Below are 26,190 nucleotides of genomic sequence, written 5' to 3' on the forward strand. Positions count from 1 at the left end.
TCTCCAGATATCTGCACTGCCAAGAGCTGTGAGAGCTTTTGCTGCCTTGAAAAAGAATGGCTAAATAAATCATCCAAGACAGTTGCTCCCACAGGAGGAGTCGTCTTCAAGCAGAAATGAAGTTCAGCCCCCCGGGGACTTGACCTTGGGCGGCTTCACCTCCATTCCCGGCAGCGGCTGATCCTTCGGCGGCCTGGGCATCTCGATCGGTGGCAACAAGGGCGGCCCGCCATTTTCGGGACCGGCCTTGGGCACACTGCTGGGCGCAACCGGTGGGTAGGGCATCGGTGTGGCGGTACCGGGCGAACCAGGCACACTAGGCGGGGTTACCGGAATCGTCGGCTGCTGGGCCTGTGCATAACTTAATGGAAGCGCCGCCAGGGCAATGGCCGTTAGAATGATGCACTTCATCACTGGCTCCGTGGCTACTGTCATCTTCAGGCTAGACCGTAGCCCCTCCCCCATGAGATTTCCATGAAACGTTTCGTTCTGCTCGACACCACCCCCATCCCCGACAATGGCGGTGCCCTGTGCCTGTTCGAGTACGGCGAAGACTTCGTCATCAAGATCCAGGGCGGTGACGGCGGGCAGTTGATGAACACCCGCATGCACGGCTCCGAAGACGCCCTGGCGGAGATTCCCTGCCGCAAGGTCGCCGGACGCCCGGGTTCACGGGTGCTGATCGGCGGCCTCGGCATGGGATTCACCCTCGCCTCGGCCCTCAAGCACCTGGGCAAGAGCGCCGAGGTAGTGGTGGCCGAGCTGGTGCCCGGCGTGGTGGAGTGGAACCGTGGCCCCCTCGGAGAAAAGGCCGGACGGCCACTGGAGGATCCGCGCACGGTGATCCGCCTGGAAGATGTCGCCAAGGTGCTGCAAGCCGAGCCCCTGGGTTTCGACGCGATCATGCTCGATGTGGACAACGGCCCCGAAGGCCTGACCCAGAAAGCCAACAGCTGGCTGTATTCGGCCGGCGGCCTGGCAGCCTGCGCGAAAGCTCTACGGCCCAAGGGAGTGCTGGCGGTCTGGTCGGCCAGCGCCGACCGGCAGTTTTCCGACAAACTGAAGAAGGCCGGCTTCAAGGCTGAAGAGGTGCAGGTGTTCGCCCATGGCAACAAAGGCACCCGCCACACCATCTGGATTGCCGAGAAGCTCAAAGGCTGAGCTAAACTTCGTTCAACCGTCATCAGTCTTATCTACAAGGTGAACCCATGAGTTCGTCAACGCCTCCTTCCAATACCGCGAAGCTGGACCGCATCCTCGCCGACGCCCAGCGCGACCGGGAAATGGGTTACCGCGACAAAGCCCTGAAAATGTACCCCCATGTCTGTGGCCGCTGCGCCCGTGAGTTCTCCGGCAAACGCCTGAGCGAACTGACCGTTCACCACCGCGACCACAACCACGACAACAACCCCCAGGACGGTTCCAACTGGGAACTGCTGTGCCTGTACTGCCACGACAACGAACACTCGCGCTACACCGACCAGCAATACTTCGGTGACGGCTCCCTGAGCACCCCGAAAATCGCCAAGGCGACTCACAACCCGTTTGCCGCGCTGGCTGGGTTGATGAAGAAAGACGAGTAGTCGGCAAGGCACTGAGCGCCTGTCATCAGGCCCTCATCGCGAGCAGGCTCGCTCCCACATTGGAATGCGGTCTTCTGTGGGAGTGAGCCTGCTCGCGATGGCGATGCTACCTTCACCGCCAATCTTGAAACTGACCACCCTCCCCCATTCCCCGTATAATCGCGCCTTTTCCCAAAGGCACCCCGCCCGTGGCCAACAAACGCTACAGCTGCATCGGTCTGTTCAACCCCAAATCACCGGAAAACGTCGGTTCGGTCATGCGCGCCGCCGGTTGCTACGGCGTGGCGTCGGTGTTCTACACCGGCAAGCGCTATGAACGGGCCGCCGACTTCGTCACCGACACCAAGAAAGTCCACTACGACATTCCGTTGATCGGCATCGACGACCTGAAGAAGATCCTGCCCCTGGGCTGTATACCAGTGGCCGTGGAGCTGGTAGAGGGTGCTCGCCCCCTGCCCGAATACACCCACCCGGACCGGGCGCTGTACATCTTCGGCCCTGAAGACGGCTCGCTGGATAAAGATATCCGGGATTGGTGCGAAGACGTGGTGTACATCCCCACCACCGGTTGCATGAACCTGGCGGCCACGGTCAACGTCGTGCTGTACGACCGCATGGCCAAAGGCAACAACACCCGCTCGGGGCCGCAATTCCGCTGACCGGTGGGAAATTCCATGGAACGACGGATTCGCTCCGGCAGTCAGTTTTATACCAATCCCCACACTGGAGACAGACCATGAGCGATAACAATCCGTTCGAGCCGATCGAGAGCACCCCGTTTCAATCCCGCCCTGCGCAAAATGTGCACGGCTGGGAACGCGCGGGCTCCCTGGCTGGCGGCGTGCTGATGATGGGCAAGGGCTTGCGTCGTGGCGGCATCATTGGTCTGGCTCAACTGGCCATCGGTGGTATGGCCCTGGCGCGGGGCATCACCGGGCATTGCTCGGCCAAGACGCTGCTGGAGAAGAGCCGCCAGAACCTGAGCAGCGCCCGTGCCCGTATCGAGCAGGCCGGCGATGAACTGGTCCGCATGAAGGCCAACGCCGAGGCGGCTACCGGTACAGCTACGGTGACGGGAAATGATTCGTTGGATTCGCCGAAGGCCGGGCTTTGAGCTGGACAATGTGCCGGGGCTGATGGCCCCATCGCGAGCAGGCTCGCTTCCAGAGCCTGCTCGCGATGGCGATTCTACTGAAGCAACCGATTATCCAGCACTGTAGAAGCCCCACCCAGGATGCTCTCGCTGAGTTGCACGAACTCCCGGGTGTCGACCGTTTCCAGGCGCATCGCCGCCTGCAGCACATCGTCGAGAGAGCGCTTGTTACGGGTTTTCAAACGAATTTCCCGATCCAGCTCCTGCAGCAACAGCACCGCCTTGGCCACCATCGCGGGGCTGGCCTGTTCGCCGCGCAGGGTCGTCACGCCCTTGCTGTCTCGTACAAGGCGCTCGTTCAGGGTCTGGTAACGCTCGTCGCTCATGCCGCCGGCGCGGCGCAGCAGTTCGACGGCGTAGTACTCGGCCAGGCCTTCGCTGATCCAGTCACTGCGCTCACGGTCGTGGATACGGGCGAGGGTCTGCACCAGTTCTCGCAACAACGGGCTGGAGCCCCGCTCGCTGACCAGCGGCGGGCGGCTGTGCAGGTAAATCGACTCACGGCCGGCCTGGGCACCGCGCCACATCGGGTCCTGGGCACCGACAATCAGCAATTTGGTGGGGTGCCGTGGTATCAGCACCTGCACCTGCGGCCAGACGAAGGTCAGCAGTGTCAGCACGTCCATCCGGCGCATGCCCTGGCCTTGGGGCGAGGCCACGGTAACGTCGGTTTCACCCAGGCGCGTGCGGCGGCTGCCCAGTTTGCCGGCCAGCATCCAACCCGTGGGACGGTCGAACAGCCGCGAGGGGTTGTCGATGCGAAAGCGCTGCTTGCCGATACGTGGCCAGGACGTTTCGATGCTTTTCCAGCCGGCGGGCAATTCAACATCCAGGCGCGCCACCAATTCGACGCCGTCTTGCTGGTCGAGCCGGGCCGACGGCACCAGGTCATCGCCGCGCAGCAGGGCCCAGGCGGGCGTCATGCGGGTTTCGAAGGTGCCGTTCTTGTGCTCATGGCTGATGCGCACCCGGTAGGTCAGGCTGGCCTTGTCGGCGCTCGGGCGCCAGAGGCCTCGCGCGGTTTTACCGGGTGTCAGCTGCCATTGACCGTCCGCCTTGAAATCACTGTAGCGGCTGCCGTCGCCAAGGTCGAAATCCAGACTGCGCACCGCCGAGCCACGGGCCAGGGTCAAGCGCACTTCGGCCTGATCGCTCTGTGGCAACAGGTGCACATGGTAATCCAGATCGACTTTCTGCGCCGCCCATAGCGGACCGCACACCGCCAGCAGCCCGCCGCTCACCAGCAGCCGTTTCAATCCTGCGCCCATGGACTCTCCCCCGGTGATGCAACGCCTGACGATTCAGCCGGCGCGAAAAATCAGATGATCTTCCCAATCGTCTTCCGGCACGCTGCCTTCGGCCAGCATGCGCCCGGACTGGGAAATGCGCTCGTGGTGCACGGCATCGCGGTCGCCACATACCAGATGGTGCCACAGCGGCAGGTCCTTGCCCTCGCTGACCAATCGGTAAGCACAGGTCGGCGGCAACCACTTGAACTCATCGGCCTTGCCCGGCGTGAGCTGGATGCAATCGGGAACGGACTCACGGCGGCGTGGGTAATCGGTGCACTGGCAGGTTTTCAGGTCCAGCAGTTTGCAGGCGATGCGGGTGTAGTAGACGCTGTTGTCATCTTCGTCTTCGAGCTTTTGCAGACAGCACAGGCCGCAGCCGTCGCACAGCGATTCCCACTCCTGCGCATCTAGCTGATCGAGGGTCTTGCGTATCCAGAAGGGTTCGACTTTGGCGGCCATGGCTCGGAGCATCAACATCAGATGGTGAAAAGGCCGACAGTCTAGTGCCGGGACCTCTTCAGGCCAAGCGTTGGCGACTGTCGGTAAAGCAATTGGCCGGAGGCAAACTCCACCCTGTAATCCTGCACAGGTCGAAGGTGTGGGAGCGGGCTTGCCCGCGAAGAAGTCATTACATTCGACGTTTATGTCGATTGACACTCCGCTTTCGCGAGCAAGCCCGCTCCCACAATGGAGTTTGTGGAGTCAATAGCCCCGGGTGAAATCCACTTCCCCGCGCAGGGCTTCGCCGGCCTGATAGGCGCGCAGGTTTTCCAGGAACAGTTGCGCCATCAGCGGCGGCGACGTCGGTGCCGAACTGTGACCGGTCAACAGCAGGCCCCAGGCCGTCCAGAACGGGTGACGCTGAGGCAGCGGTTCCTGGCGGCAGACGTCGATCACCGCACCGGCCAGATGCCCGTCTTTCAAGGCTTGCACCAGGTCCGCGTCCACCACGGCGACGCCGCGTCCGGCATTGATGAACAATCCGGTGGGCTTGAATTGCTTGAACAGCGCCGCGTCGTATACGTCATGGGTGTGGGGCGTATTGGGCAGCAGGTTGATGACGTAATCCACTTCGCCGACCAGACGCGGCAGATCCTTCATCGCTCCGACCTCGACGAAAGGGGCCTGCTCCCGCGCTTCGCTGGCAATGCCATAGAGTTGCACGCCAAACGGCACGAGGAACTGCGCCACCCGTTGACCGATATCACCGGTCCCGACGATCAGCGCCTTGCGCCCCGCCAGCCCCTGCCCCTGGCGGTTGTCCCACTTGCGCTCGACCTGGCTGACCAGCCGCGCCAGCACCTCGCGCTCATGACCAAGCATGTAGGTGAGCACGTACTCAGCCATCAACTGACCGAAAATGCCTACCGCACGGGTCAGCCGGTAGTTGCGTGTCAGCCCCTCGGCCAACAGCGGCGTGATGCCCGCCCAGGTCGATTGCAGCCACTGGGGACGATGGCCCTGGCGCAGCAGGGTAGCCAGCAGGTCGGGCTGGCCAAGCCAGACCGGGCAATCGGCGGCCAGCCGGGACAACTCGGCGGAGTCACCGCTGGTGAGCACTTCGATATCGGGTGCAGCCTGGCGCAACAGTTGGGCATATACCGCGTGGTCGTGTTCGGCAATCAGAACGCGCATGAATCAAACCTTTCAAAACAGTGCAGACGAACGCCGACAGAGTGTCGCTCCATCCATGCGGCGATCGTCAAAAAAATTCCAGTGTGTTCCCAGAGGCCCCAGGACGGGCACCTCGGTATCGCATCAGACCGGATCGTTGCGTCGCAGCAACTCTTCGGGCAGATGCTCGATGTACTCGTCCTCGGCCGGCGGCATCTGCAGGTGATAACCCTGGGTGTCGAGGTTTTCCAGCACCTTGTTGATGTCCTCCCGGGACAACTGCCGCTCGGGGCTCAGGACCAGATCGAAGGCATGGGTCGCCTTGCCGAAGGCCGCCATCAAGGGCTCAGGCACACGCGTCAAGGCATCGTTCTTGAGCACATACAGGTACATCTCGTTTTTCTTCGAGCTGCGGTAAATGGAGCAAATACGTTTCAAGGCTGTTCTCCAGCAGTGGCCAGGCTGTCGAGCAGCGCCTGGCCCATCAGTTCGCGACGCCAGCCACGCAGCGAATCAGGCAATTGGTAAGGACCCTCGGGGAAGCCGCTCTTGATCAACGCCTCGAGGGTTTTCTTGCGCAGCATCAGTTCCGGAGCAATGCCCAGGCGTTCGGCCTCAGCCTGCCCCAGAGCGCGCAGACGCTTGACCAGGGCCGCGGCCTCGATGGGCAACGGCTCGGCCACGGCTGGCGGCCATTGTTCGGGCGGCACGCTGGCAGCGCGCTTGATCAGGTCCAGCAGAAACTCGCCGTCCTGGCGCACGGTGCGCGGGTGCATGTCTTCGATTTTCGCCAATGCGCCGAGGTTATCCGGCTGAGTACGGGCCAGGGGCCACAGCGAATGCTCGCGAATGATGCGGTTACGCGGCAAGTCACGGGCCCGCGCCTCGCGCTCGCGCCAGGCGCAGAGCTCACGCAGCACGGCCAGTTGAGCGCGGGACAGTTTCCAGGCCAGCTTGGCTTCGCGGTACACCTCATCGGGGTCGATTTCGCGACGCAGGTTGGCGACCAGCTCAGCGCCGTCCTCCAGGACCCAGGCGTACTTCTCGTCGGAAAGCTTGGGACGCAGTTGTACGAAAACCTCAGCCAGGTGCACCGCATCTTCCGCGGCATAGCTGATCTGCGTTTCGGACAGCGGCCGTTGCAACCAGTCGGAGCGGGTCTCGCCCTTGGGCAGCTCGATGCCCAGAACGTCCTGCACCAGCCGCGAGTAGCCCATGGAGAAGCCCAGGTTCAGGTAGGCGGCAGCCAACTGGGTATCGAACAGCGGCGCAGGCAGGCTGCGGGTCAGGCGCAACAGGACTTCCAGGTCTTCGCTGCAGGCGTGCAGCACCTTGAGTACGGCCGGGTTCTCCAGCAATGCCGCCAGGGGCTGCCAGTTGTCGATGGTCAAGGGGTCGATCAGGTAGGCACGCTTGCCATCGCCGATCTGCAGCAAACCGGCGATAGGGTAAAAGGTGTCGACCCGCATGAATTCAGTGTCGAGGGCGACGAAGGGCAACTGCTGCCATTCGGCGCAAAACCGCCCGAGGCTATCGTTGTCGCGAATCCAGTGAATATCGATGGCCACACGGCTCTCCCTTGAATAATGGCGCGCAGTATATATCGCCGTCAGCGATTGCGAGCATCCATAGAGCAAGAGCCTGAGAGAAATCGCCTGCGCAATCTCAAGAATAGTCCTACATTCGAAGCTAACTGGTCTTACGCAACACATAAACCCGCGTCAGCGCAAAACCGGGCAGGAAGTCCTGGTGCCACAGCACGTTGAAACCAGCCTGGAGGAACTCGGCCTCGACATCGGCCTTGTCTGCCAGGTTACGTTGTGGTGGGTGGCCGAGCTTGAAACGCCCGTCGATTTGAACCGACACGATGACCGTGTCGCGACTGACCCGACGAAACTCGCGTAGCAGCGCCAGGCGATGCTCACTGGCACTCACGTGACGAAACAATTGCAGACAACAAATACAATCCACCGCGTTTTCCGAAAGCCCGATGGTAAACGCCGAACTCGGAAAGGTCTTGACCCGTTTGAGCAACGCGCCGCCGTGGTGGGTAAGCGCGTGTTCGAGCATGTCCGGCGATGGATCCGCCGCCAGAATCACCCGGTTGGTGTGTTCGGCCAGCACCGGCCAGAACCGCCCAGCCCCACACGCCACGTCCAGCACCAACCCCGGTTCACCGGCTACTTTCAGGGCATTGCGCACCATGTGCTCATCACGCCAGAACGCCAGGCGCAGCCGTCGAGGGGCCGGCCGGGAACAGACTTGCGCATGCTCCTGCTCGTGATGCCTGGCGAACTCAAGCTCGACGGTGGATGGGGGTAGCCCGGACATACAAACAGCTCTTGGAAAGTGGACAGATGACAGGTTAAACGGCGCGGCGTGAAAAAAAGGTGTAGGCGATCACTCTCGCGCCAACACGCCGTCAATCACCGCGCTGCGACAACCGGCAAACAGATCCAGGTCCCGGTTATAGACATTGCTGTTGACCTCCAGCAAGCCGAGCATCGAGTGAAACAGGTTGTCCTGGCTCAAGGGCTTTTCCCGACTCAACTGCAGGCAATGGGTGTCCACCGCAAAAGACTTCTGATAACTGTCGGAAAACCAGGCGAGCATCGCCACATGCTTCTGCTGCTCTGGAGCAAGCATGTAGGGCGTGCCATGGAGAAACAGGTTGTATTCGCCCAGGGACTCACCGTGGTCCGACAGGTAGAGCATGGCGGTATCGACCTTGTCCTGGTTGGCCCGTAGCAGATCGATCAGGGTCGAAAGAACGTGGTCGGTGTACACCAGCGTATTGTCATAGCCGTTGACGATGCTTTCGCGACTGCAATTGTTCAACGCGTTGCTTTCGCACACCGGTGTGAAGTGTTCGTACTCCTTGGGATAACGCTTGAAGTACTCAGGCCCGTGGCTGCCCATCTGGTGCAGGACCAGCACCGTGTCTTTGTCCAGGGTGTCGATGAAATGCTGCAGCCCCTGAAGCAGGATCTCATCCCGGCATTCGCTGTTGGCGCACAGGGCCGGATCCTTGAGATTGCTCACATCCTGCAGGGTGACCCGGTCGCAGGTGCCTTTGCAGCCGGACTGGTTGTCCCGCCAGATCACGTCCAGGCCGGCACGCTGGAGTACATCCAGCAGGCCTTCTTCATGCCTGGCCTTGCTGGCGTCGTAGTTCTTGCGGCCCATGTTGGAGAACATGCACGGCACCGACACGGCGGTTTCGGTGCCGCAGGAATGCACATCGGTGAAAGCGATCAGGCCGGCCTCGTGATTCAACTTCGGTGTGGTGTCGCGGTTATAGCCAAGAATGCCGAAGTTTTCCGCGCGAGCACTCTCCCCGACCACCAGTACGGTCAGGGACTTGCGGGCGTGGGTCTGCCAAGCCGGATTGCGACTGGCATCCTCGCCCAGCTTGATGAACGGTTGCTTGGCCGACACGACCTGCTCACGCAGGTAGCCAACCGAAGCACCAATGTAATTGCTTGGCACAATCATCAGGCGCAATTCATGATGATTGCGAAACAGAGAAGACAGCCCCTGATAATTCGCCAGGGCAACCACGCCAATCAGCGCCGCCGAGGCGACACCGACCAACAGCTTGCTTAACAACTCTTTAGACCAGCTACGGTATTTGATCGGTGTCTTGAACAATAACCAGGAAGGTAAGACGCCAAGTAAGCCGAGATAGGCGAACAACTTCAGAGACAACAGGTCACGGACTTCAGTGGCATTGGTTTCGGCAAAGTTGCGCAACATGCCGACGTCGATCAATACACCGTACTGGGCCATGAAGTAGGCGACACCGGCACTGATCAGGAACAACAGCATCAGCACGGGCTTGAGCAGCGGGCGGAACGCCACGAGGGTCAGCACCAGGTTGAATGCACAGAAAATCATCACGCCAAAGGCCGCGCACATCAGCAGGCCTCGCCCGTCAGCCGCCGTGATCGTCAGCAAGTGTTGCCAGAGAATGACGTTGAAGCCAACTAATAAAAAGGCACTGGCGAGCAGCGTCACCCACTCGGGGCGCACGGCTTTAATGGTCAGCATGATGGTGGGCGTTTTCCTGAAAGTTGCTCTTTGGAGAAGAAGTGCCTAAGGAAAGCGTGGAAAATTCGTTCCCTACGGCAACACAAACTTTAGGCAGCCCACCATCAATTTTTCGTGAAAAAGTTGCTATTAAATTATTATTTAAGTGACAAACCTGGCGCAGTCGTCAGGCCTGATTCAGATACCAGCGCCAGTCCTGCTCCCCCACCTCGCCCATGAACTGACGGTATTCGGCGCGTTTGACCGCCAGGTAAACGCCAAGAAATTCGCCACCGAAGGCTTCTTGCGCCCAAGTCGAAGCCTCGAGCGCCTGCAGGGCAGTGAGCCAGTCGGTGGGCAACAAACGGCTCGCTTGTGCATAACCATTGCCTTCAACGGGCGCAGCGGGATCGCACTGCTCCCGTATGCCACGATGGATGCCGGCCAGCATCGCCGCAGCCGCGAGGTACGGGTTGGCGTCGGCACCGCAGATGCGATGCTCGATGTGTCGGGAAAAGGCCGGCCCTCCCGGCACCCTCAGGCTCACGGTGCGGTTGTCCACGCCCCAGGTCGCCGTCAGGGGCGCGTAACTGTTGCTCTGGAAGCGCCGGTAGGAGTTGGCGTTCGGGCAGAACATCAGCAATGAATCGAGCAGCGTATCGAGCATCCCGCTTATCGCCCAGCGCAGCAATGGCGTGCCGTCGGCGGCTTCGCTGGCGAACAGGTTATTGCCCTCGCGGTCCGCCAGGCTGACGTGCATGTGCATGCCGGAACCCGCCAGATGCTCGAATGGCTTGGCCATGAAACACGCCACCATGCCATGTTTATGCGCCACGCCCTTGACCAGGCGTTTGTAGCGCACCGCCTCGTCCATGGCTTGCAACGCATCGTTGCGGTGCTCGAGGGTAATTTCCACCTGGCCTGGAGCGTATTCGGAAATGGCCGTGCGCGCCGGAATGCCCTGGAGCTTGCACGCGGCATAAAGGTCCGCCAGGAACGGCTCGATCTGCTCCAGCTCGCGCAAACCATAGACCTGGGTAGCGCGCGGCCGGCCACCATCGGCCTCCCGCGCCGGTTGTGGCCGGCCCTGGCTATCGCGTTGCGCGTCCAGCAGATAGAACTCCAGCTCTGCCGCCATCACTGGGTAATAGCCGTCGGCCTGCAACCGCTCGATTACCCGGCCGAGCAGATAACGTGGATCGGCGATGGCGGCCGGCATGCCCTCCCGAGGGTGCATGGCGACCTGCACGGCAGCCGTGGGGATCAACCGCCACGGCATACGCTGCAAACTGCCGCTGATGGGATAGGCCCGGCAGTCGATGTCACCGACCTCCCACACCAGCCCCGAGTTTTCCACGTCGTCACCATTGACGGTCAGCCCGAGGATCGTGCTCGGCAGCGGACGGCCGCCTTCATAGACCGCCAGCAATTCGTCCCGGTGCAGCAATTTGCCCCGGGGTACGCCGTTATTGTCGAGGATAAACAGTTCGAACAGTTCGATGTCCGGGTGCAGGGCCAGGAATGCCCGGGCGTGTTCAACGGGCGCGAACGCAGGATTGGCAATGCTCATGGGAATGCTCGTATGTCATGTCGGACGGGCATCAGGGCGCCGTCGGTCTGTGCCCGCAATGAGCGGACACCGTGAAGTGTTCAACAGGAAATACGGGCATCCGGAGGCCGGGCATGGCGACAATGCCAGAGGGCCCAGAAAGCCAATTCAGAGGGCAGCGCAGAAAGTGACGGGGCGAAGACTGGCGTGAGTCGACCGACCGGACCGACCGCGGCGGATGATAATGGGTACGGGAATGCTGCGGGCCGACCGTCCATAAGCGCATCACAGTAAACAGACCCCGCGAGCGTCCCACGCCGACCTGCGTCGTTAAATCCGGATTTGCTGAAGCGTGGATGGGAATACGCTAAACAATCATCCTCGCAACGAATGACCGATCTATTCGTCGTATTCCCTACATTATCTGTCCCGTTCCCGACAGCGAAACAGCCTGCACGGCATTCACTTGGGACCATCGTTCCGTTAGGATCACGGATCTTGTTTGCGCAAGATTCGCGCAAGGAGCACAGCGAGAAGCAACGGATGCTAAACAGTAACTCCCTCAGAAAGCTCGATATGCAAGACCTCATGGTGTTTAACGCCGTGTACGAACAAAGCAGTGTCAGCGGCGTGTCCGAGGCATTGTGTGTCAGCCAGTCAACGGTGAGTTACTGCCTGAAGAAACTGCGGACCTGCTTCAAGGACGAACTGTTCATCAACACCCGCACCGGCATGCGCCCCACATTCAAGGCCGAGGGCATGTACGATCATGTGCGCAGCATCTTGCAAAGCATCAACCTGTGTCACGCCGGTGCCGGCTCACCCATGCCACGACCGGGCGATCGGAGCTTGCACCCGGCTGACGCCTGAGCTTTCAGTTGTCGAGAATGGCCTTCGCGTAGCAGCCGCGATCCATATCGACGGTCTCAACACTGAGCTGCACGCTGAGACCGGTCGGCCATGGGCTCAGCTCCTGGATCACGGTCAACAGGCTCTCCCCCAGTTGCTTCTTGATTTCCGGCGAGCGACCGCTCAACAACGCCAACTGCACGTGCACGAAAGCACGCTCGCCCAAACCGGTGCCCACTCGGAAATGTTCGACTTTCACGGCCCGGCTCTTGATGTCCGTCTCCGCGAACTGACCGGACGCCACCAGCGCATTATTCAAGCGCAGCAACGCGACGTCGGCGTTCAGCTCGGGCAGGTTGGCGGTGTACTCGAGGTGCAGGTGAGGCATGTGTTCGACTCCGGTTCGAAATGTGAAGACGTGAATTCAGCCGACGCACGATACCCCTACTTGGCACTCAAGCACAGAACCTGTGGCGAGTGGATTTAGCCAACCGGTATCGCAGCCGCCCCCGAGACTCCACGCTCACTCATGAACGCCTCCAGCCGGGACCGCAACCAGCGTTCCGCCGGGTCAGTGTCGACATGGCTCAGCCAGACCATGGACAGGTCCAGGGTCGGGGTCTTGAACGGAAAGGGTTCGCTGAACAGCTGGCCCGAAGCGGCCATGGCGACGGCGGTATAGTCTGGCAGGCTGGCGATCATATCGGTGCCGGCCAGCAGCGCCGGCAACGCGCTGTACTGCGGCACGGACAACACCACCTGACGCTTGCGACCGATCTCGGCCAGCCATTCGTCGGCGAATCCGGCCACGTTCGCGGTATGGGACACCAGTACGTGGGGCCGCGAACAATAGTCGTCCAGGGTCAGCGGCGTCTGCGAGGCATCAGCCCGCAACACGCAAGGTTGGATGTGCCGCAACAGTTTACGCTTGGCATTGGCCGGCAGGCCGCGGGTCTGGCTGATTCCCACGGTGATGTCGCCGGACGCCAGCAAATCGGGAATCCGCCAGTAATCGACGTGCTGGACCACGAACACCACTTGCGGCGCCTCCTGGCGCAGGCTGCGCAACAGTGGCGGCAGCAGGCCGAACTCGACATCGTCCGATAGACCGATACGAAACGTCATGTTACTGCTGGCCGGGTCGAAATCATGGGTCAGGCTCAGGGCCGCCGACAGCGAGTCCAATGCCGGCGACAAGTGCTGGATGATCTCCTCCGCCCGTGCCGTGGGTTCCATGCGATGGCCTACGCGGATGAACAGCGGATCGTTGAACCGGGCACGCAATCGGTTGAGGGCCGAACTGATGGCCGGCTGGCCCAGGAACAGTTTTTCTGCCGCCCGTGTCACATTGCGCTCAAGCATCAGCGTTTCGAAAACCACCATCAGGTTGATGTCTGCCTTGCGCAATTCGTTGCGGTTCATCCTTTGCTCCCGGGTCGAGTCAGTTCGAGCGAACGCTGTCATTATCGGCAATATTTCATAACCATTGGAAACGTATTTGCGATAGCGAAAACTTTCAGCTTGGCTAGGCTTTCGACGACATGTTCAAAAACATGTCTTGAATGAGTCAATCGCAGGGAGCGAACCGATGTATTTTGAAATCTACAGACAGACCCGTGGCACCCACAGCAGCGGCAAAGGCCAATGGCGCTGGCGCCTGCGCGCAGGCAACCACGAAACGATCGCCAGCGGCGAATCCTATGTGAACAAGGCTGACTGCCTGCACGTCATCGGGCTGATCAAGAACGTCCAGGGCGAGACGCCAGTGAAGGAAATCTGACACAACGTCGTGCCATTACCGCCCATCAGCTGCTTCGCCGGGCCCTGCCTGTCGAGCAGCTTGTTGTGGCCTCACCCAAGTCCCACAGCGAGTATTGCGCAATGGCTACCCATGATGCCCCTGTCAACTTTGCCCAGAAATACGCCCTGTTTCAGGATCGGTGGGCTCCCAAGGTCGTGGCTGAAATGAACGACTACCAATTCAAGGTCGCCCGGCTCGAAGGCGATTTCGTCTGGCACTCCCACGCCGACACCGATGAAACCTTCATCGTGCTGGAAGGCGAGCTTCGTATCGACTTTCGCGACGGTGCGGTGACCATCGGCCCTGGCGAGATGTACGTCGTCAAGAAAGGCATCGAGCACAAGCCCTGGGCCGCACAGGAAGTGAAGGTGTTGTTGATCGAACCTCGAGGGGTCATCAACACGGGGGAAACCCATGAGCGAACGGCAGACAACGATGTCTGGATCTGAGGTCGACCGCCGTACGCTCATTGGATGGCAAATCAGCCTTTCGCTGCGCGCTCCGTTGGAGACGATGCTTGAACATCCCGATCACCCGCCCACACTGGCGGCCGCCGGCCGCGCCAGGGCATCGCACGTTCCAGCTGTGCCGCCAGTTGCAACAGCAAGTCTTCACGACCGTAACCCGCTCCGAACTGCAGCCCGATGGGCAGGCCGCTCTGTGCATCATGAACCAGGGGCACGGACATGGCCGGACAACCGCTGACGTTGAATACCGCGGTGAACGGCGAGTAATTGAATACCCGTGCCATCCACTCGCGCCCGCTGAGCAGCTCCTGGCCGGCGTTGTACTCCCCGACCAACGGGGCGACGTCTGGCAACGTGGGCGTCAGCAGCACGTCGTAATCGGTGAGCACCTGCCCCACATGCCGGGTCACCAGGTTGCGATTGTGCATCGCGCCCAGCAACTGCATGGCGCTCAACCCTTGGCCCATGCGATACAAGGCCAGGGTGGCCGGCTCCAGGGTGCTGGCATCGATCGGGCGTCCGGTCGCGCCCGCGATGGCGTCGATCCAGGCGGCGGTATTGCTGGACCAGAAGCAGGCGTTAAGGTCGACGAATGCTTCCCAACTCAGTCCGATGTCGGTTGGTACGGGGATGACCTTATGCCCGAGAGTTTCAAGCATCTTGGACACCCGGTCGAGGGCTTCATCCACTGCGGGTGCGTTCAACTGGCCGTTCAAGGCCCGGTGTTGCACGGCAATGCGCAAGGGTTTGGGATCGCGATCCAATAAAGAGGCATAGCGTTCGGCAGGGGAGGCCACGTGGAACGGGTCGCCCACGGCAGGGCCGTGCAGGCAGTCCAGCAAAGCCGCGGTGTCCCGCACCGTCCGGCTCAACACACCGTGCACCGCCAACCCGGACCACACTTCATCGACATCCGGCCCCATGGGCAGGCGACCACGACTTGGCTTGAGACCGAACAGGCCAGTGGACGCGGCGGGCACGCGAATGGAGCCACCACCATCGGTGGCATGGGCGACGGGCACCGCTCCGGCAGCCACCGCGGCAGCCGAGCCGCCACTTGAACCACCCGCGCTGCGGGCCAGATCCCAGGGGTTACGAGTGGGTCCATCCACACGATTCTCGGTGGTGGTACTGGCCGCGAGTTCCGGTGTGGTGGTACGGCCCACCGGCAACAGGCCTGCCCGACGCAACCGCAGCATCAATTCGGAATCCGCCTGGGCAATGCCCCCCGCAGCCAGACGGCTGCCCAATTCATTACGACGATTGCGTACGGTCAATCCCAGGTCCTTGACCAGCAACGGTACGCCAAGAAAAGGCCCCGACTGAGGTTCCGGCTCATCCTCCCAAACCTCGATGACCGCGTTGATGCGGGGATTGACTGTATCGATGGCCGCTAACGCGGCACTGCGCACCTGCTCCTGGCTGACCTGGCGATCCCGGATCAACTGCGCCAGACCTACAGCGTCCTGTTCGGCATATTCAAAGCGATTCATACGACCTTCTCCCAGCAGAATACCACATAGTATCGAACGATACTGTTTAGTATCATGCAATACCCTGTAGTATTCTTGTCAAGCAGAAATCTCAATCCTCGGAGAACACTTTGAAGCTCATACACCCTGAACGCGTCGCGCAGTTGCCGCCGCGTGAACGCATCATCGATGCCGCGCATGCCTTGTTCATCGAACAGGGCATTACCCGGGTGACCGTGGATGCCATCGCTGCCCTCGCCGGCTCGACCAAAATGACCCTATACCGTCATTTCGAAACCAAGGATGTGTTGGTGCTGGAATGGCTGCGCTTGCTCACCGCCCAGTACAGCCGGGTGCTCGACGACCTCGCGGCGCAATGGCCAGGCCAGCCGATCCAGCAGTTGTTGGGTTTTAGCCAATTTATCGCACAGGATCTGGCTCGTGCCGGCTACCGCGGCTGCTCCTTCACCAATTGCCTGGCCGAACTGGCCGACCCGCAACATCCGGCGCGGCAACTGATCGAGGCACACAAGCAACGTCAGTTCCAGCGACTGGTGACCCTGTGCCAGGAGGCGAAGTTGCCCGACGCCCGAGCCATCGCCCGCGAGCTGACGTTCTTGCTTGAAGGGGCGCAGGTTGTCGCCCAGAACAAGGGAGTCAGCAACGTGGCGGAACACCTGTTGCAAATGGTCGAGAAACGCCTTGGGGTTGAGGCGCCGGACAGTCAGTCGTACTCGGCTTCTTGATGCTCGCCCAACAGACGCCGCTGGCGAGGTGACGCGGCCGCCAGAACGGCAGGGTTGAATTGCCAGTGCAGGTAAGGCGAAAACTTCTGCGCCACCATGCGTCGGCCATAGTGCACTTGCAGCAGGTAACGGGTGCGGTCGGCGGTCCGGTTGTCGCTGCCGGCATGCCATAGCTCGCTGCGCAGCACCAGCACATCGCCAGCCCGACACAACACCGGCTGCGCAACCCGCCCCGACCACTGGGTTTCACCTGCCACAGGCGCTCGCCCCGCCCGGTGACTGCCAGGGATGACACGGGTTGGACTCAAGTCAGCATCGATGTCATCGAGATAGAACTGCGCGGTACAGATTTGCATCGGTAACTCGAAAGCGGGGTCGGCCAACAGGCTCGGCGGCAGTGCCATCGGCAAGTAATCCAGGTGCAGCGGCGCCCCGATAAAACCAGGATGGCAACGCCAGGCCGTCTGGCCGATGACGTGACAGTCATCCCCCAGGGCGGCCTCGGCCAGTTCGATCACGCCGTCCACGTCCAGGAACGGCAGCCAGAACGGGTCGCGGTTGAAAACGCATTTGTAATGATCGATGACACCGCTGTAGTCCCAGTGCTGGGGTTTGAGCTGGTCGATTGCCTGGCGCAGCGCCACGACTTGCGCGGCGCCTAACACTGCCGGCAGCAGCACGAAGCCGTCCCGATGCAGGGCCCGCAGGCGGTCGCGGGTAAGCGTCGCCAGGGACTTGCGGGTAGACACGGCCGCGGCTGACTCAGGTGCGGAAGCGGCCGGTGAGTTCCGCCAGGCTCTTCGACAGCGTGGACAGTTGCCGGCTGGCCTGCATGCTCTGGGCGGAATTTTCTGCCGCTTCGTTGGAAAGGTCACGGATGTCGGAGATGTTGCGGGCAATCTCCTCAGTGACGCTGCTCTGCTCTTCACAGGCGTTGGCAATCTGCGCGGCCATGTCGTTGATCCGTTGTATCGAGCCACTGGTGCCGCTGAGCACCTGATCGACGCCCGCGGCGCGCTCGACACTGTCGCGGGCCTTGTCGCTGCCGGCCTGCATGGCCTGCACCGCCTTGGCCACCCCGCTCTGCAACCGCTCGATACGCACCTGGATGTCCTTGGTCGAATCCTGGGTACGTGCCGCCAGGGCCCGGACCTCGTCGGCCACGACGGCAAAACCGCGCCCCTGCTCGCCAGCTCGCGCGGCCTCGATGGCAGCGTTCAGTGCCAGCAGGTTGGTCTGTTCGGCAATGCCTCGAATCACCTCGAGGACGGCGCCGATGCTGGATGTTTCCTGGGCCAATGCGCCGATGGTACCCGAGGCGCTTTCCACCTCCTGAGCCAGTTGGCGGATCGATTCAACAGTGCTGCTGACCACTTCGGCGCCGTCGCGGGACTGGCTGCTGGCTTGTTTGGCGGCGTCCGAGGCGTTCACGGCGCTGTGCGCCACCTCATGCACCGCCGCGCTCATCTGGGTGGCGGCGGTACTGACCTGATCCAGCGCCGCATGTTCGCTGCTGATCAGTTGATCATTGGTCGCGGCCATACTGGCCATGGTGCGGGCCGCGGCATCAACCTCGCCGGTCACCCGGCCTACCTCGGCAATCAAGGGCTGGAGCTTGTCGAGGAAACGGTTGAAAGCACTGCCTAGCTGCCCCAACTCGTCAGCCGAACGCACCTCGAGGCGCCCCTTCAAATCACCGCCGCCCTCGGCAATCTGCTCGACACGGTGAAGCAACCGACGCATCGGATGCAACACCACCATCGGCAGGACAAAAACCAGCAGGATGCACCCGAGCAGGCCGATCAGCAAAATACCGCCCTGTTGCCGCCCCACCGCTTCGCCATGGTCGATCGCCGCCTGCCCCTCGTTAAGCGACGCCTGGTCTTCCAGCTCGCCCAGCTTGTCGATGGCATCGCGCATGGTGTCGAACCGCTTTTCGCCGTCGCCGAAACTCAGGGCGCTGGCCGCTTGAGGATTGGTCGCGGCCTGCTCGACCACTTGCCGCGACAGCTGTGCCCATTGGGCAAAACTGTCATCGAACTGTTTGACCAGCGCCAGCGCCTCGGCCCCCGGCTGCATCGCCGCGTACTTGTGCACGCGATCATAGGCCTGCTTCATATTCTCGGCATGGCTGGCGCGCAGTGCTTGCACATGATCGCCCGCATTGCCGACCAGCAGGCTGCGTTCGGCCACGAATGCCTGGTAGAGATCGCGGTCAGCATTGAGCAGCAGGCTGATGGCCGGCAGATAACGCCTGGTCAATTCCGTACTGGAGTCAGTCACCTGATCGATACCACGCACGCCCGTCCAGCCCATCAACACCAACAGCAACGCCAGGAAAGCGATGGGCAGGGTGATTTTCCAGCGAAAGCCCAGGTCGGCAAAAAACCGCAGCATGGGTACTACTCCTTTACGGGGTTTGATTTGCCTATCGGCAGCCATGCTTTGAGCTATAGACCATTAGTCCAATTGTCACAAAGAAGTGACATGCCCGTTGCGGATTAAACGCAAGCGTCTACTGCCCATGCTCCTCGAACCAGGCCTTCGTGGATTCGGCGCTCATGAGCGACACCGGTGGGGGACAACTGTCATCCAGGCACTGGTCATCAGGTACATAGGTAAATACCTGACCGTCGGTGGCGTCCAGTCGCAGGTGCACGATCGGCCAGAAACGCCCCGTTGTCTTGAAATAGTCATCCTGGATATAACGGGCTCCCGCGCGCCCATCCCCCGGGTTGTATGCCACCCCATAGAACAAGGCATCGATCGGCAGGCGCTCGGGAATACGCTGGGGCCAAGGCGTCAGGACGAACTCGTTCCAATGGTAAGGCGGATGGGCATATGTATTGCGAAGGTCGAGCAGCACCTGAACCATATGCACCGAAGGGGCGAAACTGCAGGAGTTATAGGGCGTCGTGGAATACCAGTACAGCCAGCTTTCCACGCTGTCGACTTCCAGGGTCGTGCATTCCATGCGCCCGGTACAGGCCTCGGTCAGCGCGCCCGTGTAACCATCGAATGGATAGAGGCAGCGCACCGTCAGTGGATTAGACGTCGGCGCGTCCAGCGCCTTGAACAATAAACCTTGAGGCCAGGCCGGCAACGACATCGCGGCATCGGCACGGACATAACTGGCGGAAACACCATTGATATCTTCCGACCGGGGACTAGGGTTCCATGATTGAAAGGCGGAGGTCGACTCAGTCCCTCTCAATACCACCCCATTGCAATAAAACGGCGCGCGCCCATCCGGACAGGTGGTGGCCGTATCGAAATAACGCGCATTCAACCGCTGGGCCACTTCGTAACCGACATACAACTGATCCTGCAAATTGAAACCGAACACGATCCCCTCGGCGCCCGCCAGATCCAATCGCAGAATCGGCAGCCATTGACCCGTAGCCGCGTGATAGTCGCGCTGGTTGCGTTGGGCCACCCGCAGTCCGCCGGACCGGGATGTGTCGTAGAACAACGCTTGCACGGGCACCTGCCCCGGCACCTCGGCGTTCCAGTTACGGACCTGCAACTGGTTGGGCTGGGTCACCCAACTGCCGCCCAATTGCTCATGGGCCAACAGGCTGGCACGAAACTGCGCTGCGATCCGGCTGCTCAGCGAGCATTGCAAAGCCGGTTGCTGGCCTTGTTGCTGGAAGTGCGTCAACCAGCCCGCCGCATCAATCACGCCCAATGCCGCGCAGGACCCCGGATCATCCGCCGTACCTCCGGTTCCGCATCCATAATTGCCTTGAATCGACGCCACCAGCGGATAGGCGCAGAGCACGTCCACCGATTTGCCCTGGCTGATGGCCGTGAACGGATCACTGAAGACCATGCCGCTGTCCTGGGTCAGGCTACGGATGCCCTGGTCGCTGCGAAGATAGGAGAAACTGCGGGCGCCCAGGGCGATGGCGCTGTCCGTATGTTCCCAGAACCGGATCGGCAATCCACTCATCAGGCCACTGACCAGCACGCCGCTACAGAAATACGCGGCCTGGTTGCCGGGGCACGCCTGAGGGGTGTTGCTATAGCGGGTATTGAGCAACTGAGCGACTTCCGGTCCGGTTGCTGCGTGGGCCGTTACTCCCAACAGGATCAAGACCAGATACAGGAACTTGCCAAACAGAAGACGCCGTTTCATGAAACCTCCTTGGCACGGGATTCATAAAGTCATGCAAAGCCCTGAACAGGGACAGGTGGGATCGCGACTGAATGAAGCGACGTTGTTATGGGTCTAGATACCGTTCCAGTTTCGGACCAAAGCGCTGTCTACCCATGACCGCTACCCGAGGTGCCGGGCAACTGCTCTCCAGGCATTGATCTTCGGGAGTGAACCTGAATACCTGGCCATCCGGTGCGTCCAGGCGCAATTCGACGATGGGTAAGAATCGCCCCGTTGCCTTGAAATAATCATCCTGCAGGTAACGAGAACCCACGGGACCGTCGCCAGGAAAAAGCGCCTCGCCATAGAACACGGCATCGATCGGTAATTGCTCGGGAATGTCTTGCGGCCAGGTCCTGACCATGAATTCGTTCCAATCCCAGTCTCCCAGACGTACACGAATGTCGAGCGTCAGCTGGATCTGCTCCGGGGTCGTTGAAAAACTGCAGGATACGTAGGGATTGCCGGCATAACGGGCCATCCAGATATCTACATTGTCGATACCCATTTGCAGACAGACGCCATGGGATGAACACGCCTCCGCCAGGTTGGAGGTTCCGGCATCGACAGGGTAAGCGCAGCCCATGGTCAATGGATAAGCGGCGGGGGCCGACCATTCCTTGAAGATAAATCCCTGACGCCAGACCGGTTTCAGGACTTGTGAATCGACCCTGATAAAGGTTGTGGATACCCCATTGTTGCCCTGGGAGATGGGACTGGGATTCCAGGATCGGTAGGCCTCGGTTGCATCAGTCCCTCTCAATACCACTCCATTGCAATAAAACGAAGCTCTATTCCCCGGACAGACAGTTGCCGTATCGAAATAACGCGCATTCAACCGCTGGGCCACTTCGTAACCGACATACAACTGATCCTGCAAATTGAAACCGAACACGGTCCCGTCGGCGCCCGCCAGATCCAATCGCAGAATCGGCAGCCATTGACCCGTAGCCGCGTGATAGTCGCGCTGGTTGCGTTGGGCCACCCGCAGTCCGCCGGACCGGGATGTGTCGTAGAACAATGCTTGCACGGGCACCTGCCCCGGCACCTCGGCGTTCCAGTTACGGATCTGCAACTGGTTGGGCTGGGTCACCCAACTGCCGCCCAATTGCTCATGGGCCAACAGGCTGGCACGAAACTGCGCCGCGATCCGGCTGCTCAGCGAGCATTGCAAAGCCGGTTGCTGGCCTTGCTGCTGGAAGTGCGTCAACCAGCCCGCCGCATCACTCACGCCCAATGCCGCGCAGGACCCCGGATCATCCGCCGTACCTCCGGTTCCGCATCCATAATTGCCTTGAATCGACGCCACCAGCGGATAGGCGCAGAGCACGTCCACCGATTTGCCCTGGCTGATGGCCGTGAACGGATCACTGAAGACCATGCCGCTGTCCTGGGTCAGGCTACGGATGCCCTGGTCGCTGCGAAGATAGGAGAAACTGCGGGCGCCCAGGGCGATGGCGCTGTCCGTATGTTCCCAGAACCGGATCGGCAATCCACTCATCAGGCCACTGACCAGCACGCCGCTACAGAAATACGCGGCCTGGTTGCCGGGGCACGCCTGCGGGGTGCTGCTATAGCGGGTATTGAGCAGTTGAGCGACTTCCGGTCCCGTGACGGCCTGGGCCGTCAATACAAACAGGAACGCTATCAGAGTCAGGATCTTGCCAGGCCAGAATGAAGGCGTTTGCATCGCGGCCGTCCGTGTAGTCATTGTCCGTGCTCGCGAAACCAGGACTCCATACTCTGGACTCCCGCAGCTTGTGGGGGAGGTGGACAACTGTCAGCCAGGCACTGGTCATCCGGTGTAAAACTGAATACCAGGTCATCCGTTGCCCTCAGGTCCAATTGCACAATGGGCCAGAAGCGCCCCGTCATCTTGAAATAGTCATCCTGGAGATACCGCGCACCGGCCAAACTATCATTGGGGTAATAGGCCTCGTGGCTGTAAAAAACCGCATCGATCGGTAACTGCTCGGGAATATCCTGCGGCCAGGTCAACAAGATGAATTCGTTCCAATCGTAAGGTGGCATCGTGGCTGTCTTGCGCACCTCCATCAGCAATTGAAGGCCATCGGCCGTGGGGGCAAAACTGCAGGATTCGTAGGGTCGCGTTTGATATAGCTGCATCCAGGTTTCTAGGCTGTTGACCCCCAAGTCGGCACAGCGGCCATAACCCGCGCAGGGATCAGGCATCAGCCCTGTGTGGCCATCGTACGGATAACCACAACGCAAGGTCGTAGGATGGATCGCCGGAGCGGCGACTTCCTTGAAGAGAAAACCTTGGGGCCAGACAGGCCGTGGCACCCGGGAATCCGCGCGTAAGAACGTGGTGGAAACACCACCGTTGGCGATGGAGTAATGGCTGGGGTTCCATGAGTGATAAAGCGCGGTGGCATCGGTTCCTCTCAATAGGACGCCATTGCAATAGAATGAGGGCCGGCCATCCGCACACGTGATCGCCGTATCGAAGTAACGGGCGCTGAGTCGCCGGGCGACTTCATAACCGAGATACAACTGATCCTGCAAATTGAAGCCGAACACGGCGCCATCGACGCCCGCCAGGTCCAGTCGCAGAATCGGCAGCCATTGGCCTGTAGCCGCGTGATAGTCGCGCTGGTTATGCTGGGCCACGCGCAATCCACCAGGCCGGGTCGTGTCGTAGAACAACGCCTGCACAGGTACCTGTGCCGGAGCCTGGGCATCCCAGTTGCGGATCTGCACCTGATTGGGCTGGGTCACCCAACTGCCGCCCAATTGCTCATGGGCCAACAGGCTGGCACGAAACTGCGTCGCGATCCGGCTGCTCAGCGAGCATTGCAAAGCCGGTTGCTGGCCTTGCTGCTGGAAGTGCGTCAACCAGCCCGCCGCATCGCTCACGCCCAACGCCGCGCAAGAACCGGGGTCGTCCAGAGAGCCTCCAGTTCCACATCCATAATTGCCGTGAATCGAAGTCATCAGCGGATAGGCACACAACACATCCAGCGATTTTCCCTGGCTGATGGCCGTGAACGGATCGCTGAACACCATGCCGCCGTCCTGCGTCAGGCTGCGAATGCCCTGGTCGCGGCGCAGGTAGGAAAAACTGCGGGCACCCAGGGCAATGGCGTTGTCGGTATGCTCCCAGAACCTGATCGGCAATCCACCCATCAGGCCACTGACCAGCACTCCGCTGCAGAAATAGGCCGCATGGTTGCCGGGGCACGCCTGCGGGGTGCTGCTATAGCGGGTATTGAGCAACTGAGCGACTTCCGGCCCGGTTACGGCCTGGACCATCGAGCACTGCAGTAGCAATAACAACAGCAGGGGCTTGACCACCCGACGGACTATTCCAAAGCGCAAGCAAGCGTTCATGATCGGACCTCCTGTCACACGGATTCCGACCTGGACCGATAGTAGGAAACCCGACCCTGGAGCAAGGACTGAACGGCTTCACTGTCACCGCCACCCGCGGCATGCCCCCACGTCACCATTCGGCCATCGGCGGTCAAGGCAGTAAACCCATGGGAGTTGCCATAGATTGCCCGGACATTGATCAGCACTCCGGCCACCGGTCCCACATCCCCACCGACGGTGACGTCCCCCCAAGCCACGACGCTGCCATCGTTACGTAGAGCGGCGAAAGCTTTGGAGGATCCTGTGACCTGGACGATGTCATTCATCCGGGCAATCTCATCGCTGACCTCTCCTCCGGTCTCCACGGTTCCCCAGGCCACCACATGACCATTTTTCCGACGTGCGACAAAAGACTGCCAATTGGAGGTCACTTCGACGATATCGTCCAGATCCTGAATCAGCTCCGGCAGCACGCCACCGTGTGTCGCGGCCCCCCAGGCGATGACATGTCCGCTGGCACACCGAGCGACGAAGGCTTGTGCAGTGGCGCAACTGAGTTCAATGACATCATCGCGATAGGCAATTTCTTGCGGTAGCGTTCCGCCTTGCTCAGCGCCACCCCAGGCAACCAGCCGATGATTGCCACGCAAGGCAGCGAACGCCGCATAATTTCCGATCACCTCTTCGACGTCGTCCAGTTGCCCGATGTCTTCGCCCAGCTCGCCGCCATTGGCCACGGCTCCCCAGGCCAGCACTTGCCCCGTGCTGCGCAGGGCCGCAAAAGCCAACGAGCCGCCACACACCTTGACGATATCGCTGCATTCCTCGACAGGCTCTGGCAGCAGACCACCGCTGGCCGCATCGCCCCAGGCCGCCAACTGCCCGCCGTCTCTTATGCCGGCAAAGGCTGCGCCATTACCCACTACCTGGGTGAATCCGGTTCTCGGCACACCGCCCATAGTCGCCCCATGGGTCGTCATCCCCCAGGTCACTACATTGCCATTGACACGGCGCGCGGCGTAAGCGCCCATCGTGGCACTCACCTCGGCGATATCATCCATGCTGATAATGGTCGCCGGGATCTTCGCACCCTCGGCGTCATTGCCCCAGCCCACCAGATCGCCGATGTCCCGACGGGCAATAAAGGCCGCATCGCCGGTGAGCACGCCATCGAGGCCACTACCGAAGATATTTCCCGGGTTCAAAGTGACCTGATAATCGGTGGAACGTACATGCAAGGGCCTGGAAGAGTCGCGGTCCTGAAAAGTCGTGCCGGCCACCCAACCATCGTCGCCCTCGTATTGCCACTGCACCAGGACGGGCCGTCCGGTCGACGTCTGGAACGCACTCAACCGCCGCGAACATCCCGAACATCGATACAGGCCACGGTTATAACGTGCCCCCATGACCCGTATCTCACCGGAGCCGATATCGCGCTTGACCTCGTACCGGGCCTCGGGGCCCGGCTCGCCTCCGTTGACGGTATAGGTCAGCACGATGGAGCGGCCTTCGTTGGCACTGATCACCGTGTAGGGAATATCGATGTACAGTGCGCCTCCCGCCTCGCTCGGCAACACTGAATGCGTTAATACAGTGCTGCCCGTGCCCGCCGCTCCCGCCAGGGTTACCTGAACCACATCAGCGGATTTCAACCAGGCTTCGGGAGCGATCCGCAGCGTCGCACCGCTGGACAGATCCTCCGGATTCAACTGATCGCCCTTGGCCTGAACGATGATGGGCATCGGCAACGGCAGTTTGGCGATTCGCAAGCCGAAGTCCTCGGAGTGCTCATTATCGCCTCCGGCGAGGTGTTCCACTTCGTAAGTCAGGGTCACGGCCAGTTCCAGAAACCGCCGGACCTGCGCCTGGGGCACGATGAAAAACAAAGGTTTGCCTATATCGTTACGCGAATAAGGCTTCTCATCGGTGTATGCCGTCACCCCCCCCGCCGTATCTGCCCAGGTAAGCCACACAATGTCGCCTTCGATCAGGCCATCCCGGGGTACAGTCACCTGGGCGCCCTGCGGAACCGACTCGGGATCGAGCACAGCGTTCTGCTCCATCCCCATCACAGAAGGGGGCGGCAGCAAAGCGCCTTGCCTGGCGTCGGCATGGATATCGTTCATGGCAAAAAACTCCTCTG

Annotated in this window: 25 protein-coding genes and 2 pseudogenes; 8 read left to right on the forward strand and 19 right to left on the reverse strand. The window is 60.9% G+C overall.

Going from position 1 to position 26,190, the window contains the following annotated elements:
- Positions 1 to 123: 123 nt before the first annotated feature.
- The gene (locus FBY02_RS16000; RefSeq protein WP_144929117.1) at positions 124 to 411 is read right to left on the reverse strand and encodes a hypothetical protein; all 288 of its coding nucleotides are present in this window, start codon (positions 409 to 411) and stop codon (positions 124 to 126) included.
- 63 nt (positions 412 to 474) lie between these two features.
- Here FBY02_RS16000 and FBY02_RS16005 point away from each other — a divergent pair, with 63 nt between their 5' ends.
- The 4 genes from FBY02_RS16005 to FBY02_RS16020 all read left to right on the forward strand — a co-directional run bounded on the left by FBY02_RS16005 (position 475) and on the right by FBY02_RS16020 (position 2,697).
- Positions 475 to 1,161 (forward strand): spermidine synthase, encoded by a 687-nt coding sequence (locus FBY02_RS16005; protein WP_144929119.1) that lies wholly within the window; start codon positions 475 to 477, stop codon positions 1,159 to 1,161.
- Positions 1,162 to 1,208: 47 nt separating this feature from the next.
- Positions 1,209 to 1,583, forward strand: coding sequence for a YajD family HNH nuclease (locus FBY02_RS16010; RefSeq protein WP_003184246.1), 375 nt, complete (start codon positions 1,209 to 1,211; stop codon positions 1,581 to 1,583).
- A gap of 188 nt (positions 1,584 to 1,771) precedes the next feature.
- Positions 1,772 to 2,242: an RNA methyltransferase gene (locus FBY02_RS16015; protein WP_047701744.1), complete on the forward strand. Its 471-nt coding sequence runs from the start codon at positions 1,772 to 1,774 to the stop codon at positions 2,240 to 2,242.
- Between the two features lie 77 nt (positions 2,243 to 2,319).
- Positions 2,320 to 2,697 carry a DUF2892 domain-containing protein gene (locus tag FBY02_RS16020; RefSeq protein WP_047701745.1) on the forward strand — a complete coding sequence of 126 codons (378 nt, stop codon included), beginning with the start codon at positions 2,320 to 2,322 and terminating at the stop codon, positions 2,695 to 2,697.
- A 74-nt stretch (positions 2,698 to 2,771) separates the two neighbouring features.
- Here the strand turns inward: FBY02_RS16020 and FBY02_RS16025 are convergent, their stop codons facing one another.
- The 8 genes from FBY02_RS16025 to FBY02_RS16065 all read right to left on the reverse strand — a co-directional run bounded on the left by FBY02_RS16025 (position 2,772) and on the right by FBY02_RS16065 (position 11,241).
- Positions 2,772 to 4,004: a hypothetical protein gene (locus FBY02_RS16025; protein WP_144929121.1), complete on the reverse strand. Its 1,233-nt coding sequence runs from the start codon at positions 4,002 to 4,004 to the stop codon at positions 2,772 to 2,774.
- A 33-nt stretch (positions 4,005 to 4,037) separates the two neighbouring features.
- On the reverse strand, positions 4,038 to 4,487 hold the full coding sequence (locus FBY02_RS16030) for a YcgN family cysteine cluster protein (RefSeq protein ID WP_024780408.1): 450 nt from the start codon (positions 4,485 to 4,487) through the stop codon (positions 4,038 to 4,040).
- Between the two features lie 243 nt (positions 4,488 to 4,730).
- A complete protein-coding gene (locus FBY02_RS16040; protein WP_047701747.1) occupies positions 4,731 to 5,663 on the reverse strand; it encodes a D-2-hydroxyacid dehydrogenase in 933 nt (310 codons plus the stop codon).
- Between the two features lie 123 nt (positions 5,664 to 5,786).
- Positions 5,787 to 6,080, reverse strand: a complete 294-nt coding sequence (locus tag FBY02_RS16045) for a YcgL domain-containing protein (protein ID WP_144929125.1) — start codon at positions 6,078 to 6,080, stop codon at positions 5,787 to 5,789.
- Entirely contained in the window at positions 6,077 to 7,210 is a 1,134-nt protein-coding gene (rnd, locus tag FBY02_RS16050; protein WP_144929127.1) for a ribonuclease D, read from the reverse strand. The genes FBY02_RS16045 and rnd overlap by 4 nt, the downstream gene beginning before the upstream one ends.
- A 121-nt stretch (positions 7,211 to 7,331) precedes the next feature.
- Positions 7,332 to 7,973 (reverse strand): class I SAM-dependent methyltransferase, encoded by a 642-nt coding sequence (locus FBY02_RS16055; RefSeq protein WP_144929129.1) that lies wholly within the window; start codon positions 7,971 to 7,973, stop codon positions 7,332 to 7,334.
- Between the two features lie 69 nt (positions 7,974 to 8,042).
- Positions 8,043 to 9,692, reverse strand: a complete 1,650-nt coding sequence (locus tag FBY02_RS16060; RefSeq protein WP_144929131.1) for a phosphoethanolamine transferase — start codon at positions 9,690 to 9,692, stop codon at positions 8,043 to 8,045.
- A gap of 166 nt (positions 9,693 to 9,858) precedes the next feature.
- Positions 9,859 to 11,241 carry a glutamine synthetase family protein gene (locus FBY02_RS16065; protein ID WP_144929133.1) on the reverse strand — a complete coding sequence of 461 codons (1,383 nt, stop codon included), beginning with the start codon at positions 11,239 to 11,241 and terminating at the stop codon, positions 9,859 to 9,861.
- 522 nt (positions 11,242 to 11,763) lie between these two features.
- Between FBY02_RS16065 and FBY02_RS16070 the strand changes: the two are divergent.
- Positions 11,764 to 12,036 (forward strand): annotated as a pseudogene (locus FBY02_RS16070) (LysR family transcriptional regulator); the annotation flags it as partial.
- Positions 12,037 to 12,094: 58 nt separating this feature from the next.
- Here FBY02_RS16070 and FBY02_RS16075 read toward each other — a convergent pair.
- The gene (locus FBY02_RS16075; RefSeq protein ID WP_144929135.1) at positions 12,095 to 12,457 is read right to left on the reverse strand and encodes a 5-carboxymethyl-2-hydroxymuconate Delta-isomerase; all 363 of its coding nucleotides are present in this window, start codon (positions 12,455 to 12,457) and stop codon (positions 12,095 to 12,097) included.
- Between the two features lie 95 nt (positions 12,458 to 12,552).
- Positions 12,553 to 13,491 carry a LysR family transcriptional regulator gene (locus FBY02_RS16080; RefSeq protein ID WP_144929137.1) on the reverse strand — a complete coding sequence of 313 codons (939 nt, stop codon included), beginning with the start codon at positions 13,489 to 13,491 and terminating at the stop codon, positions 12,553 to 12,555.
- 166 nt (positions 13,492 to 13,657) lie between these two features.
- On the opposite strand from FBY02_RS16080, the gene FBY02_RS16085 reads away from it, so the two are divergent.
- Together FBY02_RS16085 and FBY02_RS16090 are read left to right on the forward strand one after the other, a co-directional pair.
- Positions 13,658 to 13,849, forward strand: a complete 192-nt coding sequence (locus FBY02_RS16085; protein WP_047701756.1) for a DUF1508 domain-containing protein — start codon at positions 13,658 to 13,660, stop codon at positions 13,847 to 13,849.
- 101 nt (positions 13,850 to 13,950) lie between these two features.
- Positions 13,951 to 14,319 carry a cupin domain-containing protein gene (locus FBY02_RS16090; RefSeq protein WP_144929139.1) on the forward strand — a complete coding sequence of 123 codons (369 nt, stop codon included), beginning with the start codon at positions 13,951 to 13,953 and terminating at the stop codon, positions 14,317 to 14,319.
- A 32-nt stretch (positions 14,320 to 14,351) separates the two neighbouring features.
- On the opposite strand, the gene FBY02_RS16095 is transcribed toward FBY02_RS16090, so the two are convergent.
- Positions 14,352 to 15,830 carry an amidase gene (locus FBY02_RS16095; protein ID WP_144929141.1) on the reverse strand — a complete coding sequence of 493 codons (1,479 nt, stop codon included), beginning with the start codon at positions 15,828 to 15,830 and terminating at the stop codon, positions 14,352 to 14,354.
- A 119-nt stretch (positions 15,831 to 15,949) separates the two neighbouring features.
- Between FBY02_RS16095 and FBY02_RS16100 the strand changes: the two genes are divergently transcribed.
- Entirely contained in the window at positions 15,950 to 16,555 is a 606-nt protein-coding gene (locus FBY02_RS16100) for a TetR/AcrR family transcriptional regulator (RefSeq protein ID WP_144929303.1), read from the forward strand.
- On the opposite strand, the gene FBY02_RS16105 is transcribed toward FBY02_RS16100, so the two are convergent.
- The 7 genes and pseudogenes from FBY02_RS16105 to FBY02_RS16130 all read right to left on the reverse strand — a co-directional run bounded on the left by FBY02_RS16105 (position 16,534) and on the right by FBY02_RS16130 (position 26,173).
- Positions 16,534 to 17,304: a phytanoyl-CoA dioxygenase family protein gene (locus FBY02_RS16105; protein WP_144929143.1), complete on the reverse strand. Its 771-nt coding sequence runs from the start codon at positions 17,302 to 17,304 to the stop codon at positions 16,534 to 16,536. The two genes, FBY02_RS16100 and FBY02_RS16105, sit on opposite strands and share 22 nt — an antisense overlap.
- A 13-nt stretch (positions 17,305 to 17,317) precedes the next feature.
- Positions 17,318 to 18,106 (reverse strand): methyl-accepting chemotaxis protein, encoded by a 789-nt coding sequence (locus tag FBY02_RS28790; protein WP_371921424.1) that lies wholly within the window; start codon positions 18,104 to 18,106, stop codon positions 17,318 to 17,320.
- Positions 18,107 to 18,175: 69 nt separating this feature from the next.
- Positions 18,176 to 18,997 (reverse strand): annotated as a pseudogene (locus tag FBY02_RS28795) (MCP four helix bundle domain-containing protein); the annotation flags it as partial.
- Between the two features lie 73 nt (positions 18,998 to 19,070).
- Positions 19,071 to 20,693: a hypothetical protein gene (locus FBY02_RS16115; protein ID WP_144929147.1), complete on the reverse strand. Its 1,623-nt coding sequence runs from the start codon at positions 20,691 to 20,693 to the stop codon at positions 19,071 to 19,073.
- 85 nt (positions 20,694 to 20,778) lie between these two features.
- The gene (locus tag FBY02_RS16120) at positions 20,779 to 22,404 is read right to left on the reverse strand and encodes a hypothetical protein (RefSeq protein ID WP_144929149.1); all 1,626 of its coding nucleotides are present in this window, start codon (positions 22,402 to 22,404) and stop codon (positions 20,779 to 20,781) included.
- A 17-nt stretch (positions 22,405 to 22,421) separates the two neighbouring features.
- On the reverse strand, positions 22,422 to 24,065 hold the full coding sequence (locus FBY02_RS16125) for a hypothetical protein (RefSeq protein WP_144929151.1): 1,644 nt from the start codon (positions 24,063 to 24,065) through the stop codon (positions 22,422 to 22,424).
- Positions 24,066 to 24,079: 14 nt separating this feature from the next.
- A complete protein-coding gene (locus FBY02_RS16130) occupies positions 24,080 to 26,173 on the reverse strand; it encodes a hypothetical protein (RefSeq protein ID WP_144929153.1) in 2,094 nt (697 codons plus the stop codon).
- Positions 26,174 to 26,190 lie beyond the last annotated feature (17 nt).

The organism is Pseudomonas sp. SJZ078 (assembly GCF_007828255.1).
Lineage (GTDB): Bacteria > Pseudomonadota > Gammaproteobacteria > Pseudomonadales > Pseudomonadaceae > Aquipseudomonas.

Bases quoted from the DNA above. Each gene is read 5' to 3' on its own strand.
- FBY02_RS16085 (WP_047701756.1), top strand. From the start codon at position 13,658: ATGTATTTTGAAATCTACAGACAGACCCGTGGCACCCACAGCAGCGGC.
- FBY02_RS16000 (WP_144929117.1), bottom strand. From the start codon at position 411: ATGAAGTGCATCATTCTAACGGCCATTGCCCTGGCGGCGCTTCCATTA.
- FBY02_RS16030 (WP_024780408.1), bottom strand. From the start codon at position 4,487: ATGGCCGCCAAAGTCGAACCCTTCTGGATACGCAAGACCCTCGATCAG.
- FBY02_RS16130 (WP_144929153.1), bottom strand. From the start codon at position 26,173: ATGAACGATATCCATGCCGACGCCAGGCAAGGCGCTTTGCTGCCGCCC.
- FBY02_RS16005 (WP_144929119.1), top strand. From the start codon at position 475: ATGAAACGTTTCGTTCTGCTCGACACCACCCCCATCCCCGACAATGGC.
- FBY02_RS16095 (WP_144929141.1), bottom strand. From the start codon at position 15,830: ATGAATCGCTTTGAATATGCCGAACAGGACGCTGTAGGTCTGGCGCAG.
- FBY02_RS16055 (WP_144929129.1), bottom strand. From the start codon at position 7,973: ATGTCCGGGCTACCCCCATCCACCGTCGAGCTTGAGTTCGCCAGGCAT.
- FBY02_RS16090 (WP_144929139.1), top strand. From the start codon at position 13,951: ATGGCTACCCATGATGCCCCTGTCAACTTTGCCCAGAAATACGCCCTG.
- FBY02_RS28790 (WP_371921424.1), bottom strand. From the start codon at position 18,106: ATGGCCAGTATGGCCGCGACCAATGATCAACTGATCAGCAGCGAACAT.
- FBY02_RS16025 (WP_144929121.1), bottom strand. From the start codon at position 4,004: ATGGGCGCAGGATTGAAACGGCTGCTGGTGAGCGGCGGGCTGCTGGCG.
- FBY02_RS16060 (WP_144929131.1), bottom strand. From the start codon at position 9,692: ATGCTGACCATTAAAGCCGTGCGCCCCGAGTGGGTGACGCTGCTCGCC.
- FBY02_RS16010 (WP_003184246.1), top strand. From the start codon at position 1,209: ATGAGTTCGTCAACGCCTCCTTCCAATACCGCGAAGCTGGACCGCATC.
- FBY02_RS16080 (WP_144929137.1), bottom strand. From the start codon at position 13,491: ATGAACCGCAACGAATTGCGCAAGGCAGACATCAACCTGATGGTGGTT.
- FBY02_RS16125 (WP_144929151.1), bottom strand. From the start codon at position 24,065: ATGAACGCTTGCTTGCGCTTTGGAATAGTCCGTCGGGTGGTCAAGCCC.
- FBY02_RS16040 (WP_047701747.1), bottom strand. From the start codon at position 5,663: ATGCGCGTTCTGATTGCCGAACACGACCACGCGGTATATGCCCAACTG.
- FBY02_RS16115 (WP_144929147.1), bottom strand. From the start codon at position 20,693: ATGAAACGGCGTCTTCTGTTTGGCAAGTTCCTGTATCTGGTCTTGATC.
- FBY02_RS16020 (WP_047701745.1), top strand. From the start codon at position 2,320: ATGAGCGATAACAATCCGTTCGAGCCGATCGAGAGCACCCCGTTTCAA.
- FBY02_RS16075 (WP_144929135.1), bottom strand. From the start codon at position 12,457: ATGCCTCACCTGCACCTCGAGTACACCGCCAACCTGCCCGAGCTGAAC.
- FBY02_RS16120 (WP_144929149.1), bottom strand. From the start codon at position 22,404: ATGCAAACGCCTTCATTCTGGCCTGGCAAGATCCTGACTCTGATAGCG.
- FBY02_RS16065 (WP_144929133.1), bottom strand. From the start codon at position 11,241: ATGAGCATTGCCAATCCTGCGTTCGCGCCCGTTGAACACGCCCGGGCA.